At 71.1% G+C, this 16,588-nt stretch carries 18 protein-coding genes; 9 read left to right on the top strand and 9 right to left on the bottom strand.

What is annotated here, in order from left to right:
- Positions 1–11 precede the first annotated feature (11 nt).
- From AC5L35_RS21395 to AC5L35_RS21385, 3 genes are all read left to right on the top strand, one after another.
- Positions 12–668 carry a cyclase family protein gene (locus tag AC5L35_RS21395; protein ID WP_495061442.1) on the top strand — a complete coding sequence of 219 codons (657 nt, stop codon included), beginning with the start codon at positions 12–14 and terminating at the stop codon, positions 666–668.
- A gap of 51 nt (positions 669–719) precedes the next feature.
- The gene (locus tag AC5L35_RS21390) at positions 720–2,048 is read left to right on the top strand and encodes a M20 family metallopeptidase (protein ID WP_495061441.1); all 1,329 of its coding nucleotides are present in this window, start codon (positions 720–722) and stop codon (positions 2,046–2,048) included.
- Between the two features lie 78 nt (positions 2,049–2,126).
- A complete protein-coding gene (locus tag AC5L35_RS21385; protein WP_495061440.1) occupies positions 2,127–3,698 on the top strand; it encodes an AbgT family transporter in 1,572 nt (523 codons plus the stop codon).
- A gap of 94 nt (positions 3,699–3,792) precedes the next feature.
- Here the strand turns inward: AC5L35_RS21385 and AC5L35_RS21380 are convergent, their stop codons facing one another.
- The 4 genes from AC5L35_RS21380 to AC5L35_RS21365 form a co-directional block, all read right to left on the bottom strand.
- Complete coding sequence (locus AC5L35_RS21380; protein WP_495061439.1) at positions 3,793–4,782, bottom strand: zinc-dependent alcohol dehydrogenase family protein; 990 nt, start codon at positions 4,780–4,782, stop codon at positions 3,793–3,795.
- Positions 4,779–5,657 carry a carbohydrate ABC transporter permease gene (locus AC5L35_RS21375; RefSeq protein WP_495061438.1) on the bottom strand — a complete coding sequence of 293 codons (879 nt, stop codon included), beginning with the start codon at positions 5,655–5,657 and terminating at the stop codon, positions 4,779–4,781. The genes AC5L35_RS21380 and AC5L35_RS21375 overlap by 4 nt, the downstream gene beginning before the upstream one ends.
- A complete protein-coding gene (locus AC5L35_RS21370) occupies positions 5,654–6,604 on the bottom strand; it encodes a carbohydrate ABC transporter permease (protein WP_495061437.1) in 951 nt (316 codons plus the stop codon). Before AC5L35_RS21370 ends, AC5L35_RS21375 begins: the two co-directional genes overlap by 4 nt.
- Before the next feature lie 70 nt (positions 6,605–6,674).
- Positions 6,675–8,042, bottom strand: coding sequence for an ABC transporter substrate-binding protein (locus tag AC5L35_RS21365; protein ID WP_495061436.1), 1,368 nt, complete (start codon positions 8,040–8,042; stop codon positions 6,675–6,677).
- Between the two features lie 120 nt (positions 8,043–8,162).
- Here AC5L35_RS21365 and AC5L35_RS21360 point away from each other — a divergent pair, with 120 nt between their 5' ends.
- From AC5L35_RS21360 to AC5L35_RS21345, 4 genes are all read left to right on the top strand, one after another.
- Positions 8,163–9,158 carry a sugar-binding transcriptional regulator gene (locus tag AC5L35_RS21360; protein ID WP_495061435.1) on the top strand — a complete coding sequence of 332 codons (996 nt, stop codon included), beginning with the start codon at positions 8,163–8,165 and terminating at the stop codon, positions 9,156–9,158.
- Between the two features lie 10 nt (positions 9,159–9,168).
- A complete protein-coding gene (locus AC5L35_RS21355; protein WP_495061434.1) occupies positions 9,169–9,951 on the top strand; it encodes a phosphotransferase in 783 nt (260 codons plus the stop codon).
- 108 nt (positions 9,952–10,059) lie between these two features.
- Positions 10,060–10,539 (top strand): DinB family protein, encoded by a 480-nt coding sequence (locus AC5L35_RS21350; RefSeq protein ID WP_495061433.1) that lies wholly within the window; start codon positions 10,060–10,062, stop codon positions 10,537–10,539.
- Complete coding sequence (locus tag AC5L35_RS21345; protein ID WP_495061432.1) at positions 10,539–11,726, top strand: MalY/PatB family protein; 1,188 nt, start codon at positions 10,539–10,541, stop codon at positions 11,724–11,726. Before AC5L35_RS21350 ends, AC5L35_RS21345 begins: the two co-directional genes overlap by 1 nt.
- Here the strand turns inward: AC5L35_RS21345 and AC5L35_RS21340 are convergent.
- The 3 genes from AC5L35_RS21340 to AC5L35_RS21330 all read right to left on the bottom strand — a co-directional run bounded on the left by AC5L35_RS21340 (position 11,709) and on the right by AC5L35_RS21330 (position 13,828).
- Positions 11,709–12,269, bottom strand: coding sequence for a CGNR zinc finger domain-containing protein (locus tag AC5L35_RS21340; RefSeq protein WP_495061431.1), 561 nt, complete (start codon positions 12,267–12,269; stop codon positions 11,709–11,711). The two genes, AC5L35_RS21345 and AC5L35_RS21340, sit on opposite strands and share 18 nt — an antisense overlap.
- Positions 12,270–12,335: 66 nt before the next feature.
- Positions 12,336–12,701 carry a hypothetical protein gene (locus AC5L35_RS21335; protein WP_495061430.1) on the bottom strand — a complete coding sequence of 122 codons (366 nt, stop codon included), beginning with the start codon at positions 12,699–12,701 and terminating at the stop codon, positions 12,336–12,338.
- A 74-nt stretch (positions 12,702–12,775) separates the two neighbouring features.
- The gene (locus tag AC5L35_RS21330) at positions 12,776–13,828 is read right to left on the bottom strand and encodes an SDR family oxidoreductase (protein WP_495061429.1); all 1,053 of its coding nucleotides are present in this window, start codon (positions 13,826–13,828) and stop codon (positions 12,776–12,778) included.
- Positions 13,829–13,931: 103 nt separating this feature from the next.
- Here AC5L35_RS21330 and AC5L35_RS21325 point away from each other — a divergent pair, with 103 nt between their 5' ends.
- Entirely contained in the window at positions 13,932–14,378 is a 447-nt protein-coding gene (locus AC5L35_RS21325) for a MarR family winged helix-turn-helix transcriptional regulator (RefSeq protein ID WP_495061428.1), read from the top strand.
- Positions 14,379–14,398: 20 nt separating this feature from the next.
- Positions 14,399–15,613: an acyl-CoA dehydrogenase family protein gene (locus AC5L35_RS21320; protein ID WP_495061427.1), complete on the top strand. Its 1,215-nt coding sequence runs from the start codon at positions 14,399–14,401 to the stop codon at positions 15,611–15,613.
- Here the strand turns inward: AC5L35_RS21320 and AC5L35_RS21315 are convergent.
- Together AC5L35_RS21315 and AC5L35_RS21310 are read right to left on the bottom strand one after the other, a co-directional pair.
- Positions 15,606–15,995 carry a rhodanese-like domain-containing protein gene (locus AC5L35_RS21315; protein WP_495061426.1) on the bottom strand — a complete coding sequence of 130 codons (390 nt, stop codon included), beginning with the start codon at positions 15,993–15,995 and terminating at the stop codon, positions 15,606–15,608. The genes AC5L35_RS21320 and AC5L35_RS21315 overlap by 8 nt on opposite strands.
- Positions 15,992–16,480 carry a cysteine dioxygenase gene (locus AC5L35_RS21310; protein WP_495061425.1) on the bottom strand — a complete coding sequence of 163 codons (489 nt, stop codon included), beginning with the start codon at positions 16,478–16,480 and terminating at the stop codon, positions 15,992–15,994. Before AC5L35_RS21310 ends, AC5L35_RS21315 begins: the two co-directional genes overlap by 4 nt.
- Positions 16,481–16,588: the final 108 nt, after the last annotated feature.

The raw sequence follows: 16,588 nt of genomic DNA, 5'->3' as shown, positions 1-16,588 counted from the left end.
AGACTGACCGCATGCGGATCGTCGACCTGTCCCAGCCCGTCCACGCGGGGATGCAGGTCTATCCGGGTGACCCCGAGGTCAGCACGGCGCCCGCCGCCACCCTCGAGCGGGACGGGGTGAATGTGCTGGCCGTGCACCACGGGTCGCACACCGGCACGCACGTCGACGCGCCGTTCCACGTGCTCGCCGACGGCGCCCGGCTGGACGATCTCGACCTCGGCCTCTTCCACGGCCCGGCGGTCACGGTCGACGTGCTCGACCGTGCTCCCGGCACCGGCATCGCGTGGGCGGACCTCGCCCCGGTCGCCGACCAGCTCGGGCCCGGCGTCGTGCTGGTGCTGCACACCGGCTGGTCGGCGCACTTCGGCACCCCGGCCTACCTGCACCATCCCTGGCTAACGCCGGACGCAGCAGAGCGGGTGGTCGCCGCAGGCGTGCGCGCGCTGGCCGTGGACACCCTCAACCCGGATCCCACGTTCTCGACCGGCAGCGCCACGGGCGACCTGCCGGTGCACCGGGTGGTGCTCGGGGCTGGCGGGGTGATCGTGGAGAACCTGACCAACGTCGCACAGCTGGCCTCGCTCGCCGACCCGGTGCTGAGCTTCTTCCCGCTCCCACTCGTCGGGGCCGACGGTGCGCCGGTGCGGGCGGTCGGGCTGGGAACATGAGCAGCTGTACGGCATCTGCGTGATGCCCGCCACGACACTAGGGTCACGATCATGACCGAGAACGATCGGACCAGGCCGCTGCCGCCCGACGACAGCTACCTGCGCTCCCTCACGGTCGCGATGGCGCAGGCCGTGCAGGACGCCGAGCCCATCGGCTCGCCCCACAAGGGCGCGGGGGACGACATCCGCTCGGCCGTCGTCGAGGCCGCCCGCAGTCGTGACGACGATCTCGTCGAGCTGAGCCACGACCTGCACGCACACCCCGAGGAGGGGTTCACCGAGCACCGTTCGGTGCGTGCGGTGGCGGCGCTGCTGGAGCGACACGGCCACGCCGCCGAGATCGGCGTCGGCGGCCTGGAGACGTCCCTGGTCAGCACCGTCGGCACGGACGGCCCGCACGTCGCCGTCCTCGCCGAGTACGACGCGCTGCCCGGCGTCGGCCACGCCTGTGGCCACAACATCATCTGCGCCACGGCGGTCGGTGCGTACCTCGCCGCTGCGCAGGTGCGGGACCGCGTCGGCGGCCGCATCTCGTTGATCGGCACGCCGGCCGAGGAGGGCGGCGGCGGCAAGGAGACGCTGGCCAGGGCCGGTGTCTTCGACGACGTCGACGCCGTGATCATGCTGCACCCGTTCTCGCACGACATCGCCATGCACCCGTTCCTCGGGCGCCGCCGGCTCGAGATGGTCTTCCACGGCGTCGCCGCCCACGCCTCGGCGCAGCCGTTCATGGGCCGCAACGCGCTCGACGCCGCCGTGGCCGCCTACCAGGGCGTGGCCGCGCTACGCCAGCACCTGCCCGACAGCGACCGGGTGCACGGCGTCTTCACCGACGGGGGCGCCCGGCCCAACGTCGTCCCCGAGCGGGCCGCGCTGCTCTTCTACTTGCGCTCCGCCGCCCCCGAGACCTTGCGGGACCTGGCCGAACGCGTCGACCACATCGCCCACGGGGCGGCGGCGATGACCGGCTGCGGCGTCGAACTGCGCTGGGACGATCTCCCGCCGTACCTGCCGATCCGCTTCAACCACGCGCTCGCCGGCCGCTGGGCGGTCAACCAGGAACCGGTCGGGCGCAAGCCGCTGCCCATGGGCGTGGTGCCCGAGTTCCTCACCGGCTCCACCGACCTGGGCAACCTCAGCTACCGGATGCCGGCCATCCACCCCATGATCGCGGTGTCCGAGCCGACGGTCGCGCTGCACACCACGGAGTTCGCCGCGGCGTCCGGCGGGCCATCGGGTGACCGGGCGGTGCGCGACGGTGCTCTCGGCCTGGCCCTCACGGCGGTCGACTACCTGGCCGACCCGGAGCTTCGCGACGCCGTGCACGCGGAGTTCGCCGCGGCGGGCGGCCCGCTCGACGTCCCCGCGTACTTCGACTGACCACTCGCTCCACCGCACCGACCGACTGCGCCCCACCGACCGGCCCGTCCCCCCGAGGACGACTGGAGGCAGCCGACCGTGACCGCAACCAGCACCCCCGCTCCCCCCGGCCGGCTCGATCGACTCCTGGGCGGGATCGAGCGAGTGGGCAACCGGCTACCCGAGCCGTTCATCCTGTTCGCGCTTCTCACGCTCGTGGTGGCGGTGGTGTCCACGGTCATGGCGGCCTTCGGGGTGGCCGTCGCCGTACCGGGCCGGGACGGTGTCACGGCGATCCGCGGCGCCTTCAGCGGCGAGGGCGTGGAGTTCTTCTTCACCGGGCTGGCCGCGAACTTCATCGGCTTCCCGCCGCTGCAGACCGTGGTCACGATCATGCTGGGCGTCGGGCTGGCCGAGCGCACCGGCATGCTCTCCGCGCTGATCCGGCTGGCGTTCCGCAACGCCCCACGCTCGCTGCTGCCCTACGCGCTCGGCTTCATCGGCGTCACGGGCAGCGTGATGTCCGACTCGGTGTTCATCATCATCCCGCCGCTGGCCGCCATCGTGTTCAAGGCCGCAGGGCGCCACCCCGTGGCCGGCCTGCTGGGTGGGTTCGCCGCGGCAGGCGCCGGCTACTCGACGTCCCTGCTCGTCACGAGCCTGGACGCGCTGTTCGCCGGGATCACCAACGGGGTGGCCGCCACGCTGCCCGACGCCGGCACCACCGTCACGCCGGTCTCGAACTACTTCTTCAACATCGTCTCCGCGATCGTGCTCAGCCTGCTCGCCGGGCTGGTGATCGACAAGGTCGTCGAGCCCGGCCTGGTCCGGGCGGCCTTCCCCCGTGACGAGCGCCCCTCGGACGAAACCGAACAGGACGCGCCGCCGGTGGACGCCGAGGTGACCACCGCCGAGCGCCGGGGACTGCGAGCGGCGGGTGTCACCCTGCTCGCGCTGGCCGCGGCCGTGCTGGTGCTGGCTCTCGCTCCCGGATCACCGCTGCGCAACGAGACCGGCGGGTACCTGCCCACCTCCCCGCTGCTCAGCTCGGTGGTCACGCTGGTGTTCCTCGCGTTCTTCGTACCGGGGCTGGCCTACGGGATCGTGGCGGGCGTCATCCGCAGGGGCGCCGACGTGCCGCTGCTGATGGGCCAGGCGCTCAAGGACCTGTCCGGCTTCATCGTGCTGGCGTTCGTCCTCGGCCAGTTCATCGCGCTGTTCGCCTGGACCAACATCGGGGCTTGGCTGGCAGTGTCCGGCGCGAGCCTGCTGGAGGGGATCGGGCTCACCGGCTACCCGGCCATCCTCGGGTTCATCGTGCTGGCCTCCGCGCTCAACCTGTTCATCGTGTCCGGGTCGAGCCTCTGGACGCTGATGGCGAGCGTGTTCGTGCCGCTGTTCCTCCTGCTCGGCTACGAACCCGGCTTCACGCAGGCCGCGTTCCGGGTGGGCGACTCCGCCACGCAGGTGATGACACCGCTGAACCCGTACATGATCGTGCTGCTCACCTTCGTGCGCCGCTACGAGCCCTCGGCCGGTCTCGGCACCGTGATCGCCAAGATGGTGCCGTTCGTGATCCCGTTCTGGGTGTCGTGGGTGCTGATCCTCACGGTGTTCTACTTCCTCGACCTGCCCCTGGGACCCGGAACGGGCATCCGAGTGGCGGAATGACCCTCCACTGAGCGCACCTCGGAGCCGTACTGCTGTCCCACGCATCTGCAGACAGCAGTACGGCTCCACAGTGCGGTGTGTCCGTGGAGAACGGTCACCCGGGCCGCACCTGGATCTTGCGCCCCACGCCCGCACGGAACTGCTCGAGCGCCTGCGGGTACTCGTCGAGGCTCATCCGGTGGCTGATCATCACCTCCGGGCGCAGCGCGCCCTCGGCGAACAGCTCAGCGGCCCGCTCGAAGCTGTGCAGCACCGCCATCGACCCGACGATCCGGATCTCCTGGTTGTAGATCCGGAACGGCGAGAAGCGCGCCATGGCGTCCTCGTTGGCCACACCGAACTGCTGGAACGTGCCACCCTTCCCGACGCGCGTGAGGCCGTCCTCGATCGCGGCGACCACGCCGGTGCAGTCGATCACGTTGTCCCAGCCGCGCGGGCGGTCCAGCTCGTCGGCGCTGCCCACGACCGCGGAGCAGCCGAGCTCCTTGGCCGTCTCCAGCCGGGTCGGGTTGAGATCGACCATGCTGACGCTCGCGGCGCCGGCCCGCTTGGCGAGCTCCATCATCATCAGGCCCATCGTTCCGGCCCCGTAGATGAGGTAGTGGTCGGCGAGCTGCGGGGCGAGCACGTCGAAGCCCCGCACCGCGCAGGAGAGCGGCTCGATCAGCGCGGCGTCGGCCGGGGAGACGCCCTCCGGCAGCCGCACGCAGTTGCCGACCGGTGCCACGGCGAACTCGGCGGCCCCGCCGGTGGTGGTCACCCCGATAGCGGCCCAGCGCTCGCAGAGGTTGCCGCGGCCGCGGCGGCAGTAGTAGCACTCCCCGCAGTGCAGTGACGGGTCGACGGCCACCTGGTCACCGACCTGCAGCTCCGTGACGTCACTGCCCACTGCCACGACCTCGCCTGCGAACTCGTGGCCCGGCACCACCGGCAGCGTGGGGGCGAACTCCCCGTCGGCGATGTGCAGGTCCGTGCCGCAGATCCCGCATCCCGCGACGGCGACGACCACCTCCCGGGGACCGGGCGTGGGGTCCGGCACCGTCTCCACGGTGACGGCATCAGCGCTGATGACTGCGGCTTTCACTTGATCGCTCCCAACGAGAGACCCTGCACGAGCTTGTCCTGCGCCGCGAACCCGGCGATGAGCACCGGCAGCGACACGACCACGGACGCCGCGCACACCGTCGCCAGGAACAGGCCCTGGCTGGTGACGAAGCTGGTGAGGAACACGGGTGCCGTCTGCGCCACGGTGGCGGTGAGCACGCGGGCGAACAGCAGTTCGTTCCAGCTGAAGATGAAGCAGATCAGCGACGTGGCCGCGATGCCGGGCAGGATCATCGGCCCGACGACGGTGCGCAGCGTCCGCATCAGCCCGCAGCCGTCGATCGCCGCCGCCTCGAGCACCTCGACCGGAACCTCCGCGAGGAACGAGCGCATCATCCACACGGCGATCGGCAGGTTCATCGACGTGTACAGGATGATCAGCAGCCAGATGTTGTCCAGCAGCCCGATCTGCTGAGCGATCAGGTACACCGGCAGCAAGCCGGCCACCACCGGCAGCATCTTCGTGGACAGGAAGAAGAACAGCACGTCGGTCCACTTGCGCACCGGCCGGATCGACAGCGCGTACGCCGCCGGGATCGCGAGCACCAGCACGAGCGCCGTGGACAGGACGCTCGCCGTCAACGAGTTGAGCAACGAGGGCCACGGGCTCGTGCCCGTCTGCGCACCGAAGAAGTTGGCGTAACCCTCCAGCGTGAGCGGCGCGAAGATCGACGGCGGGTTGGTGGCGGCGTCGGTCTCGCTGTGCAGCGAGGTGAGCAGCATCCACAGCACCGGCACGATGAAGAGGACGCCGACCACCCACGCGACCACGGTGAGCAGGGTGCCGGTCCGGTTGCGGTGCCGCACCGGCGCCGCGGGCGGTGCGGTGCCGGGTGCCTCCAGGGTCGCGGTCATCGGGCCCCCTCCTCACGGAACAGCGACGACACGGTGCGCAGCGCGAGCGTGGCGATGAGGATCGTCCCGATCACGACGACGACGCCCGCGGCGGACGCCCGGCCGTAGTCCTGCGCGTTGTAGAAGGTCTGGTAGATCGTGTACGGCAGGTTGGCCGTGCCCAGGCCACCCGAGGTGATCGTGAAGACGGCGTCGAAGTTCTGGACGATGTAGATCGACCCGAGCAGGGCACCGAGCTCCAGGTACTGCCGCAGGTGCGGCAGCGTCATGTGTCGGAAGATCTGCCAGCTGGAGCAGCCGTCGATCTTGGCGGCCTCGATCACGTCGAGCGGCTTGCTCTGCAGGCCGGCCAGGATGATCAGCATCATGAACGGCGTCCACTGCCAGACCAGCGACGCCACGATCGCCGTCAGCGGCATGGTGGATATCCAGTCCGGCTGGGGCGCGTTCTGACCGAAGATCCACGTGAGCACGCCGTTGAAGAGGCCGTACTCCGGGTTGTAGAGCGCGTGCTTCCAGACCAGCGCGGCCGCGACCGGCACGATGAGGAACGGCGTGATCATCATCGTGCGGACGACGCCCCGGCCCCGGAACGAGCGGTCCAGCAGGAGCGCGATGAGCAGCCCGAGGATGATGCTGATCAGGACCACCAGGACCGTCAGCTTGATGGTGGTGATGATCGAGTCACGCGTGTTCACGTCGGTGAGCACGCGGCGGAAGTTGTCGATCCCCGCGAACCCCCGCTCGTCGGGGTAGTACGCGTTCCAGTTCATGAACGAGATGATCAGAGTGACGACGAACGGCAACTGCGTCACGATGATCAGGAAGATCAGCGCGGGCATGAGCGGGGCGCGCCGGGCCCAGTCGCCCGCGCGGCGCAGGGTCTCCCTCTCCTCCGGGGACCGGCGCCACGCCGGCCCCGTCCGCGGTTCCACAGCCGTGCTCATCGTGCGCCCTCGCTTCGCTCGGCCGATGATTCGCGAAGACGCTGTGTCGATGATTCGCTCGCAAGCTCGCTCATGATCCGCCCTCCGCCCGGGCCCGGTAGCGCTCCGCCACGTCGTCAGCGAGTTGCTGACCCCGGTCGAGCGCCTGGTCCACCGTCACCAGCCCGGCGATCGCCGAGCTCACGTCCTGCGACACCTGCGTCCCGAGGTCGGGGAACTCCGGGATGTCCACGAACTGGATGCCGATCGCCGGCCTCGGCTGGACCCCGGGGTTGCGCGGGTCGGCGCTCTCGATCGCCGCCTTCGTCGGTCCGGCGAACGCCGCGGCCTGAGCCAGGTAGTCCGGGTTCTCGTACGTCGACGCCCGCTTGCCCGCCGGCACGTTCGACCAGCCGACCTCCTGGCCGACGAGCTCCTCGTACTGCTTGCTCGACGCCCAGGAGATGAACTTCCACGCGTCGTCCTTCTTCTGGCTCGCCTCCTGGATGGCCCACGACCACGCGTACAGCCAGCCGGAACTGGCGGTCTCCACGACGGGTGCGGGCGCGTAACCGATCTTGCCGCGCACGGGCGAGTCGGCCGCCTCGAGCGAGCCCGCAGCGGACGTGGCGTCGTACCACATCGCGACGTTGCCCTGGACCAGGTTGTTGAGGCACTCGGTGAACCCGGCCTGCGGGGCGCCCGCCTCGCCGTGCGCCCGCACGAGGTCGACGTAGAACTGCACGGCCTGACGGAACTGCGGCGCGTTCACCTGCGCCTGCCAGTCGGCCGTGAACCAGGTGCCGCCGAAGGTGTTGACGACGGTGGTGAGCGGCGCGAAGACCTGGCCCCAGCCCGGCTGCCCGCGCAGACAGATGCCGGCCATCCCGGGCTCGGCGCCGTCCACCTTGGCGGCGATGTCGGCCACCTGCGGCCAGGTGGGCTTGGCCGGCATCGTGATCCCGGCGGCCGCGAGCACGTCCTTTCGGTACATGAGGAACGACGACTCGCCGTAGAAGGGCTCGCCGTAGATCTTCCCGTCGTCGCCGCTGAGCGACGTGGTCATCGGCGCGAGGATGTCCTTCTGGTCGAAGGCCGGGTCGGCGGCGATGTACTGGTCGAGCGGCGCGATCCACCGGCTGCGGGCGTAGATCGGGATCTCGAAGTTCGAGAGCGACGCGACGTCGTACTGGCCCGCCTGGCTCGAGAACTCCTGGCTGATCTTGTCGCGTACGTCGTTCTCGGGCAGCACCGTGAAGTTGACCGAGATCCCGGTGTCCTTCGTGAAGTGCTCGGCCGTGAGCCGCTGTAGGTCGATCATCTGCGGGTTGTTGACCATCAGCACGTTGATGCTGTTCGCCCCGCCGCCGCCGACGCCACCGCCCCAGCCCGCGCAGGCCGTGCTCGCCAGCATCACCGCGAGAGCGAGCAGCGCAACGCGCATGCCCGTTCGCTTCATCGCGTCCTCCCGGGACCCATGGGCGTGCTCAGATGAGCGGCGCCCTGATCACAGGTGAGCCTGTGGGAACGGTCACGTCCAGTCAATGGGTTGTGTAAGAATGGGCGACGGATCGCTCAAATGAGCGACGTCGAGGGGGGCCGAGCCGTGGTCGCGGTCAGAGGCGGCAGTGCACACGGACCGGCCCACCTCGTTCTCACCGCGTCGGTCGCCCGCCGGTACTACCTCGACGGCCGCTCGAAGGTCGAGATCGCCGAGGAGTTCGCCCTCAGCCGGTTCAAGGTCGCCCGGCTGCTCGACGACGCCCGCAGCAGCGGGCTGGTGCGCATCGAGATCGGCCACCCCGGCGTGATCGACGTCGAGCTCTCGGCCCGCCTGATGGAGACCCTCGGCCTGCAGCACTGCGTCGTCACCGACACCCCCGACGACCACCCCGCATCACTCCGTGAACACCTGGGCGCGGCCGCCGCCGAACTGCTGACGGAGCTCGTCACCCCCGACGACGTGCTCGGCCTCTCGTGGGCCCGGTCGGTCAGCGCCATGGCCACGGCGCTGGAGCGGCTCGCCACCGTGCCGGTCATCCAGCTCACCGGCGCGCTGGCCCGTCCCGGTGTGGACGACAGCTCGATCGAGGTGGTCCGCGACGTCGCCCGCGTCGCGGGTGGGCCCGCCTACTTCTTCTACGCGCCGATGGCCGTGCCGGACGCCGCCACCGCCCAGGCCCTGCGGCGCCAGCCGGAGGTCGCGCGGGCGTTCTCCCGGATCGGTTCGGTCACCCGCGCCGTCGCGGGCGTGGGTGCGTGGGCGCCCGAGCAGTCCACCCTCTACGACGCCACCAGCGAGGCGGAGCGTCGCGAGCTCGGCAGGCTCGGGGTTGCCGCCGAGATCTCCGGCGTGCTCGTCGACGCCCACGGGGCACCCGTGGCCTCCGACCTCACCGAGCGGATGATCGGCATCACGGCGGAGCAGATGCGGGCCGTCCCCGAGGTGATCGCGATCGTCTACGGCACCGCGAAGGTCAAGGCGGTGCTCGCCGCCGTCAGGGGCGGGATGGTCGACAGCCTGGTGACGCACTCGACGCTGGCGGAGGCACTGATCCGCGAAGCCGGGTCGTGACGGTGGCGGCATGACGGTGGAGGTGCCCCTGCCGGGTGGCACGGCCAACCGTGGCCGCGTTCATCGGGTCGGCGACACGGTGCGCAGGCCGTGGCGGCCGACGAGCGCAGCCACGCACGCCCTGCTGCGTCATCTGGAAGACGTGGGGTTCGACGGAGCGCCTCGCGCGCTCGGCACCGACGGTGCGGGCCGTGAGGTGCTCAGCTACGTGCCGGGCCAGGCCGTCATCGCCCCGGCACCGGCGTGGGGGCTCACCGATGCCGCCCTGACCAGCGTCGGACTGCTGCTCCGGCGCTTCCACGACGCGACGGCCGGGTTCGACCCGTCGCCCTACCCGTGGTCGCACCCCGCCCCCGCCCCGTTCGACGGTGGCGGCATCGCGCACAACGACCCGAACCTGGACAACATCGTCTTCCGGGACGGCCGTGCGGTCGCGCTGATCGACTTCGACCTCGCCGGTCCCGGCAACGCGGTGTGGGACGTGGCCGCGGCGGCCCGGCTGTGGGCACCGCTGCGGGCGCCTGCCGACATCTCCGACGTCCGGCACGGCCGGGAACTGCTGCGCCTGCGGATCTTCGTCGACGCCTACGGCCTGGACGACGCCGGCCGCGCCGAGTTCGTCACCGCGCTACGCGCGAGCCACGAGTGGATGTGCGAGATCGTGCGCGACGGTGCCGAGCGCGGGGTGTCGGGATTCGTGCAGTACTGGACGCCGGAGGCCGCGGCCAGGGCCGCGCGGACGCGCGTGTGGATCGACCGGAACGCCGACGCGATCACCGAGGCGCTGCGCTGACGACCGCGGAGCGATCACCGGGCGCGGCACCATCACCGTCTTGACAGTGACGCCCCGCGCGCGAAGACTCCCGTTACCCGATGAACGGTGATTCCGAGGAGGTTCGGCATGGGAACGGCAGTGGTCCCCGGTACCGACGAGTACCTGTACTTCCTCGCGCGCGCCTTCACGGGGATGCTCGACGCGCTGGGCGAGCTGGACGAGTACGCGATCAACACGAGGCCGCCACTTCAGGGCGCGAACAGCCCCTTCGCGATCGTTCACCACTGCGTCGAAGTGGCCGACTACTGGATCGGGCATGTGGTCGCGGGCCGCCCGACCCGCCGGAACCGGGCAGGGGAGTTCAGCGCGACGGGCAGCGTGGACGACCTGCGCCGCCAGGTCACGGACGTGCAACGCCGGGTGGCCGCCGATCTCGCGGGTGCCGACCTGGCGGGCAGCCCGAAGAACCCTCCTGCCGGCGACTACGAGGGCCCGGAACGGCCGTTGTCCTGCGCAGGTGTGCTCCTGCACGTGCTCGAGGAGCTGGCGCAGCACCACGGCCAGGTGCAGCTGACCTGCGACCTTCTCCACCGGGAGCGGGTGTGATGAGCACCGGCGGGGCACTCCGGCTGAGCGACCCACTGTTCGACGAGCTCCCCCTGAACGAGCTGGGCCGACGTCCTGGGGTGAAGTGGCAGCGGGTCGCTCCTGGCGTCCTGCCCGCGTGGGTGGCGGACATGGACTTCGACGTTCCGCAGGTGGTGGCCGACGCGATCGACCACACCGTCCGGCACGGCGATCTCGGCTACCCCGACTGGCCGGGCGGCAGCCCGCTCCGGGCGGCCTTCGCCGACCGGATGCAGGAGCGCTACGGCTGGACGATCTCGCCTGCCGACGTCCGTGAGCACACGGACCTCCTCCAGGCCCTCCAGCTCGTGCTGCACCTCGGCACCGCGCCCGGGGACGCCGTGGCGGTGCAGACCCCGAACTACCCGCCCTTCCTCGCCACTCTCGACGCCATGGGGCGCCGCCGGGTCCCCTCGCCGTGGATCAGAAACCCCACGGGCTGGACTCCCGACATCGCCGGCCTCGCCGACGCCGTCGCCCGGGAGCACTGCCGGGCCCTGCTGCTGGTCAACCCGCACAACCCGACCGGGCACGTCTTCACCCGCGACGAGCTCACCGAGATCGCGGGGATCGCCCGGCGCCACGACCTGCTGGTGATCAGCGACGAGATCCACGCCGAGCTGACCTACGCGCCGCACCGGCACATCCCGTTCGCCTCGCTCTCCGACGACGCCGCGGCCCGCACCGTCACGCTGACCTCGGCGGGCAAGGCGTTCAACCTGGCCGGGCTGCGGTGCTCGGTGGCGCACTTCGGTCCGCAGCGGCTGCTGGCACTGCGTGACGCCCCACCGGTGGACCTCTACGGCACGGTGTCCACGGTCGGCGTGGCCGGCAGCCTCGCGGCCTGGCAGCACGGCTCCGAATGGCAGGACCGGCTGATGCGCGTCCTCGACCGGAACCGGCACGAGGTCAGCGCGGCTCTCGCCTCCTGGGGCGCGGAGGTGACAACAATGCCCGAGGCGACCTACCTCTACTGGTTCGAGGCCGACGTCCTCGGGCTGGGCGACGACCCGGTGGACGAGGTGCTCACCCGCGCACGGGTCCTGCTCGACGGCGGCGCCCCCTTCGGCGACGACGGTCGCCGGTACCTGCGGCTCAACTTCGCGACCAGCGGACCGTTGCTGGCGGAGATCCTCACCCGGCTGGGCTCACTGGCCCGTCGCTAGCGCCGGCGGCCCGCCCCGCTCGCGGCGCTGCCTGCGCCGGTACTCGGCGGCCTTCATCCGGTTGCCGCACTCCGTCATGCCGCACCAGCGGCGGGGCTTGCCGCGGGAGTCGTCGACGAACAGCCGGGTGCACTCGGGCCTTCCGCACTCCCGCACCTTGGCCAGCTCCGCCGAGCCGATCAGCTCGATGGCATCGCGCGCCACCGTGGACAGGACGGCGGCGAGGTCGCCGCGACGTTCGAGCGCGCCGTCCGCCGTCAGCACCGACCGGACAGGCGGCGGGTCGGCGAGCTCCTGCAGCTCCGCGGCCTGCACCCGCCGCTCGGGCTCGGTTCTCGTGGCCGCGTACACGAGCTCGCGCAGCCGGCGCACCTCCGCGACGGCGGCGTCGTCGACCACCGGGGGATGCGTCAGCAGGCCCGCCTCCACCACCCACTCGGCGACGTCGCGACCGGCCGACAGCAGTTCCTCCTGCTTGTGACGTCGCCACTTGAGGGTGCCGGCCAGATCCAGCGACACCCGCCCGCTCACGAACACGTGCACGTCACCATATTGACGGTGACGTCCGGGTCCTGCAACCGCAGCACAGCTCGGAGGTGAACCGCAGCGTTACCGGTTACCCACCTTGCCCACGGCGCCTCGCAGCCCCACACAGCCGATGCAGCCCACACAGCCTTCGCAGTCGACACAGCCGATGCAGGCCACGCAGCGGCGGCAGCCGACACAGCCCAGACACGCGATGCAGGCGAGCAGCCCGACGCTCAGGATCGTCAGCACGCTGCCGAGGATCCCGGCGCTCCCGGCCGTCGCCACGCTGCCGGCCACACCCGCGCTTCCCGATGTGGCGACGCTGCCGGCGACGGCCACGCTGCCGGCCGTCGCCACGCTCCCCGCCACCGCCACGCTGCCGCCCGTCGCGACGCTCCCCACCACCGCGAGACTGTTGTCGGATCGGACTTCCTCGACCTCGTCCACGTCGTTCCTCCCGTTGCCCGTCGGCCCACAGGATGTCGTACGGAGTCACGCGGCACCCATGCCTTCCGTGGCCGTCAGCCCGGGATGATCCGACGCCGACGCAGATCGTCGAACAGCCGCAGCAGCATCGCCTCCGTGTCCACATAGGAGTGGAAGCCGAACCGCCGTGACTTGGACGTGTCGGCGAACATGTCGTAGTCCCAGGAGAGGACGAAGTCGCCGAACGCCCAGGACGAGACGTCGGCGTACGACGTGGGGGCCAGCCCGTGCCGCGCGACCATCGCGTCCCACACCGGCTCCTTGTCCGCCATCACGTCCGAGAGCGACATGGGCAGCGGCGGCGCGACCTCCAGCCCGAACGCCCCGGCGACCACCGGCCACATGCGACTCCAGCGGAACAGGTCGCCGTTGGCGATGTTGAAGGCCTCGTTCGCGCACCGGGGATCGGTGGCCGCCCACACCGTCGCCTCGGCGAGCAGCCCGGCGTCGGTCAGCTCGAGCAGCGCGTCGTAAGCACCCGGCCTGCCGGGGAACCGGAGCGGGACGCCCATCTCGGCGCTGATCGAGGCGTAGACGGCGAGCACGACCCCGAGGTTCATCGGGTTGCCGAGCCCGAACCCCGCGACGACCGACGGGCGGATGGCCGACCAGGTCCAGCCCGCCTCGGCCGCTCGCGCCTCGACGAGGTGCTGCTGGTCGACATTGAACTCCGGCGGCATGTGGGGCGGGTCGCTCTCCCTCGCCGGCGTGGCGAAGGGCCCGAGGTGGGCGCCGTACACCTTGTACCCCTGCATGAGGCTTACGTGCCGCAGGTCGGGAGCCGTGGACGCCACCGCGTCGAGCACGCTGCGCAGCATCGTGACGTTGGGCTCCACGAGCGCGGACCACGTCGGCCGGTCCTGGTAGGCCGCATAGAAGACGTGTGTCACCCCGGGATGCGCGCGCAGCGCGTCCCGCACCCCTGCCGGGTCGAACAGGTCGGCCGCGACGTGCCGGACCGGCCCGTCCGGCGGGCCACCGCGCCGCGAGAGGCCGACGACCTCCCACTCCGGGAGCGCGGCCAGGTGCGCGGCGAGCGTGCCACCGATGACGCCGTTCGCACCGACGACGAGCGCGGTGTTCTGCATTGCAGTCCCTTCCGAACGCCAGTAGAGAGCGTGTGCAACATTTGCACACGCGGCCTACTGGCGGCAACCCCGTATGATCGTCCGCAAGGACCGGAGGTGAGCGGTGGCCGTGACCGACCACGTGGTGGATGTGCGCGCCCGCGGCTGGCGCGTGCTGGCCGCACTGCACGCACGCCTGGACGAGGCGCTGGAGAAAGCGCTGCAGGGCGAGTGCGGCCTCTCGGTCGTCGAGTACACGGTGCTCGACACCCTCGCCCGGCAGGACAGCTGGCACATGCGCATGCAGCAGCTCGCGGGTGCGGCGGCGCTCTCCCACAGCGCCACCACCCGGCTCGTCACCCGGCTGGAGGGCCGCGGACTGCTGAGCCGCTACCTGTGCGACGACGACCGGCGCGGGATCTACAGCACGCTCACCACCGACGGCAAGGAGCTCCAGGAGCAGGCGCGTCCGGTACACGACCGCGCCCTGTCGGAGGCGCTCGACGGCGCGCGGGCCGACCCCGAGCTCGCCCCGCTCGTCGACGCCCTGCACGCCCTGCCGCACCCCTGACCACGTGCCAGTATCGGGCGATGACCGAGGATCGGGACCGTCCGAGCACCCGCTACGCCCACCTCGGTGAGGCACTGGGCACCGACTTCTTCTTCGTGCGCGAGCAGTTCACCGACGAGCAGTGGGACCGCTTCATCGCCGTCCGGAAGTTCGTCGACGACGAGGTGCTGCCCGACATCGGGGATTACTGGGAGAATGCCGAGCTACCCTGGCACCTGTTCCGCAGGCTGCCCGAGCTCGGCGTCGTCGGTGAGGACATCCAGGGCTACGGCGCGGCCGCGATGAGCCCGCTCGCCTGCGGCCTGGTGCACATGGAGCTGCACCGCGGGGACGGCTCGCTCGGCACGTTCCTCGCCGTGCACGCCGGGCTCGCCATGCAGTCGATCGCGATGTGCGGCTCGGAGGAGCAGAAGCAGCGCTGGCTGCCTGCCATGGCCGGCCTGGACGAGATCGGGGCCTTCGCGCTCACCGAACCGGAGCACGGATCGGACTCCGTCGCCCTCGAGACCACCGCCCGCCGCGACGGCGACCACTGGGTGCTCGACGGCGCCAAGCGCTGGATCGGCAACGGCACGATCGCCGACCTCGTGGTGGTCTGGGCCCGCGACACCGACTCGGGTGACGTGCTCGGGTTCGTCGTCGAGACGCCGACCGAGGGCTACCAGGCCGAGGTGATCACCGGGAAGGTCTCGCTGCGGTCGGTGTGGCAGTCCGACATCCGCCTCACCGGCGTCCGGGTGCCGGACGAGAACCGGCTGGTGAACGCGCGATCGTTCAAGGACGCCGCCCGGGTGCTCGCCAGCACCCGGGGCACCTGCGCCTGGATGGCACTCGGGCACGCCACGGCAGGCTACGAGGCGGCCCTGCGCTACGCCATGGAGCGGCAGCAATTCGGCAAGCCGCTGGCGTCGTTCCAGATCGTGCAGGAACGGCTGGTGCGCATGCTCGCCGACCTCACCGGCATGCAGCTCTACTGCATGCAGCTGGCCAGGCTCGCCGACGCGGGACGGCTGTCGCCCACGGTGGCCGGGCTGGCGAAGATGCACAACACGCGCACCGCACGCGCGATCCTCTCCGAGGCCCGCGACCTGCTCGGCGGCAACGGGATCCTGCTCGAGCACCACGTGGTGCGGCACTGGGCCGACATCGAGTCGATCCACACCTTCGAGGGCACCGAGACGATGCAGACCCTGATCGTCGGGCGTGACATCACCGGGATCGGCGCCTTCACGTGACGGGGCCGAAAACCTTCTTCCAGGCCTGGTAGCCCCCGTCGAGGTCGGTGGCGTTGCGCAGCCCGATGTCCTGCAGAGACGCCGCGGCGAGGCTGGAGCTGTAGCCCTCGGAACAGAAGACGATCCAGATGACGTCGTGGTCGGTGGCCTGCGGGATCCGCGCGTCCGATGCCGGGTCCAGGCGCCACTCCAGGTGGTTGCGCTCGATCACCAGAGCACCGGGCAGCTCGCCCTCCTGCTCGCGCTGCCACCCCGGCCGGGTGTCCACGAGGATCGCGCCCTGCTCCACCATCGCCGCGGCCCGGACGGGGTCGGGACGGTCCAACCGGGCCCGGGCGGCCGCCAGCAGGTCATGCACCGTGCGGCTCATGAGCTCGCTCATCCGACTCCCTCCGAGGAACCCGCCTCGACGAGCACGCTACGGGTGCGGCGCAGCCGCTGGTCGGGCTCCACCGCGTAGTAGGACATCGCGCTCAGCGGCGGCGAGTAGGCGTGCACGCTCACGGCGGGCGTCGGTGCGGGGTTGCCGACGTCGTGCACGTGTCCGAGCGGGAACCCGACGCTGCGGCCGGCCCGCAGGTGTCGCGGCCGCAGCCCGTCTCCCACCCAGCGTTGCTCGACGAGGCTGCCGGACACCACGGTGAGCGCACCGAGGGAGCCGGCGTGGTCGTGCAGTTCGGCCGTCTGCTCGGTGGCCCAGCTGATCAGCCACACGTCGACGTAGCTGTCGCTGCGCAGGAGCCGGTACCAGCGGCGGTCGGGGTCGATCGTGACGGGGTGCAGACCGGCGTGCACCTCGGAGGCGACCTCACGGGTCAGCGCGGTGAGGTCGGCGAGGACGAGCGAGGTGGGGGCGTGCAGCAGCACGGACGTACTCCAGTGATGATGATGGACGAGCGGGGCGAGAACCTCAGCCCGTGCAACAGCACTGGTCGAAATGGTCGGCACGCCGGCAGCCCCAGATCTCTCCGAGGA

The sequence above is a fragment of the Pseudonocardia sp. OZ21 genome (genome assembly GCF_059359135.1).
Note: the sequence above shows the minus strand (reverse complement) of the source record. Positions and strands in the feature narration are given on the sequence as shown.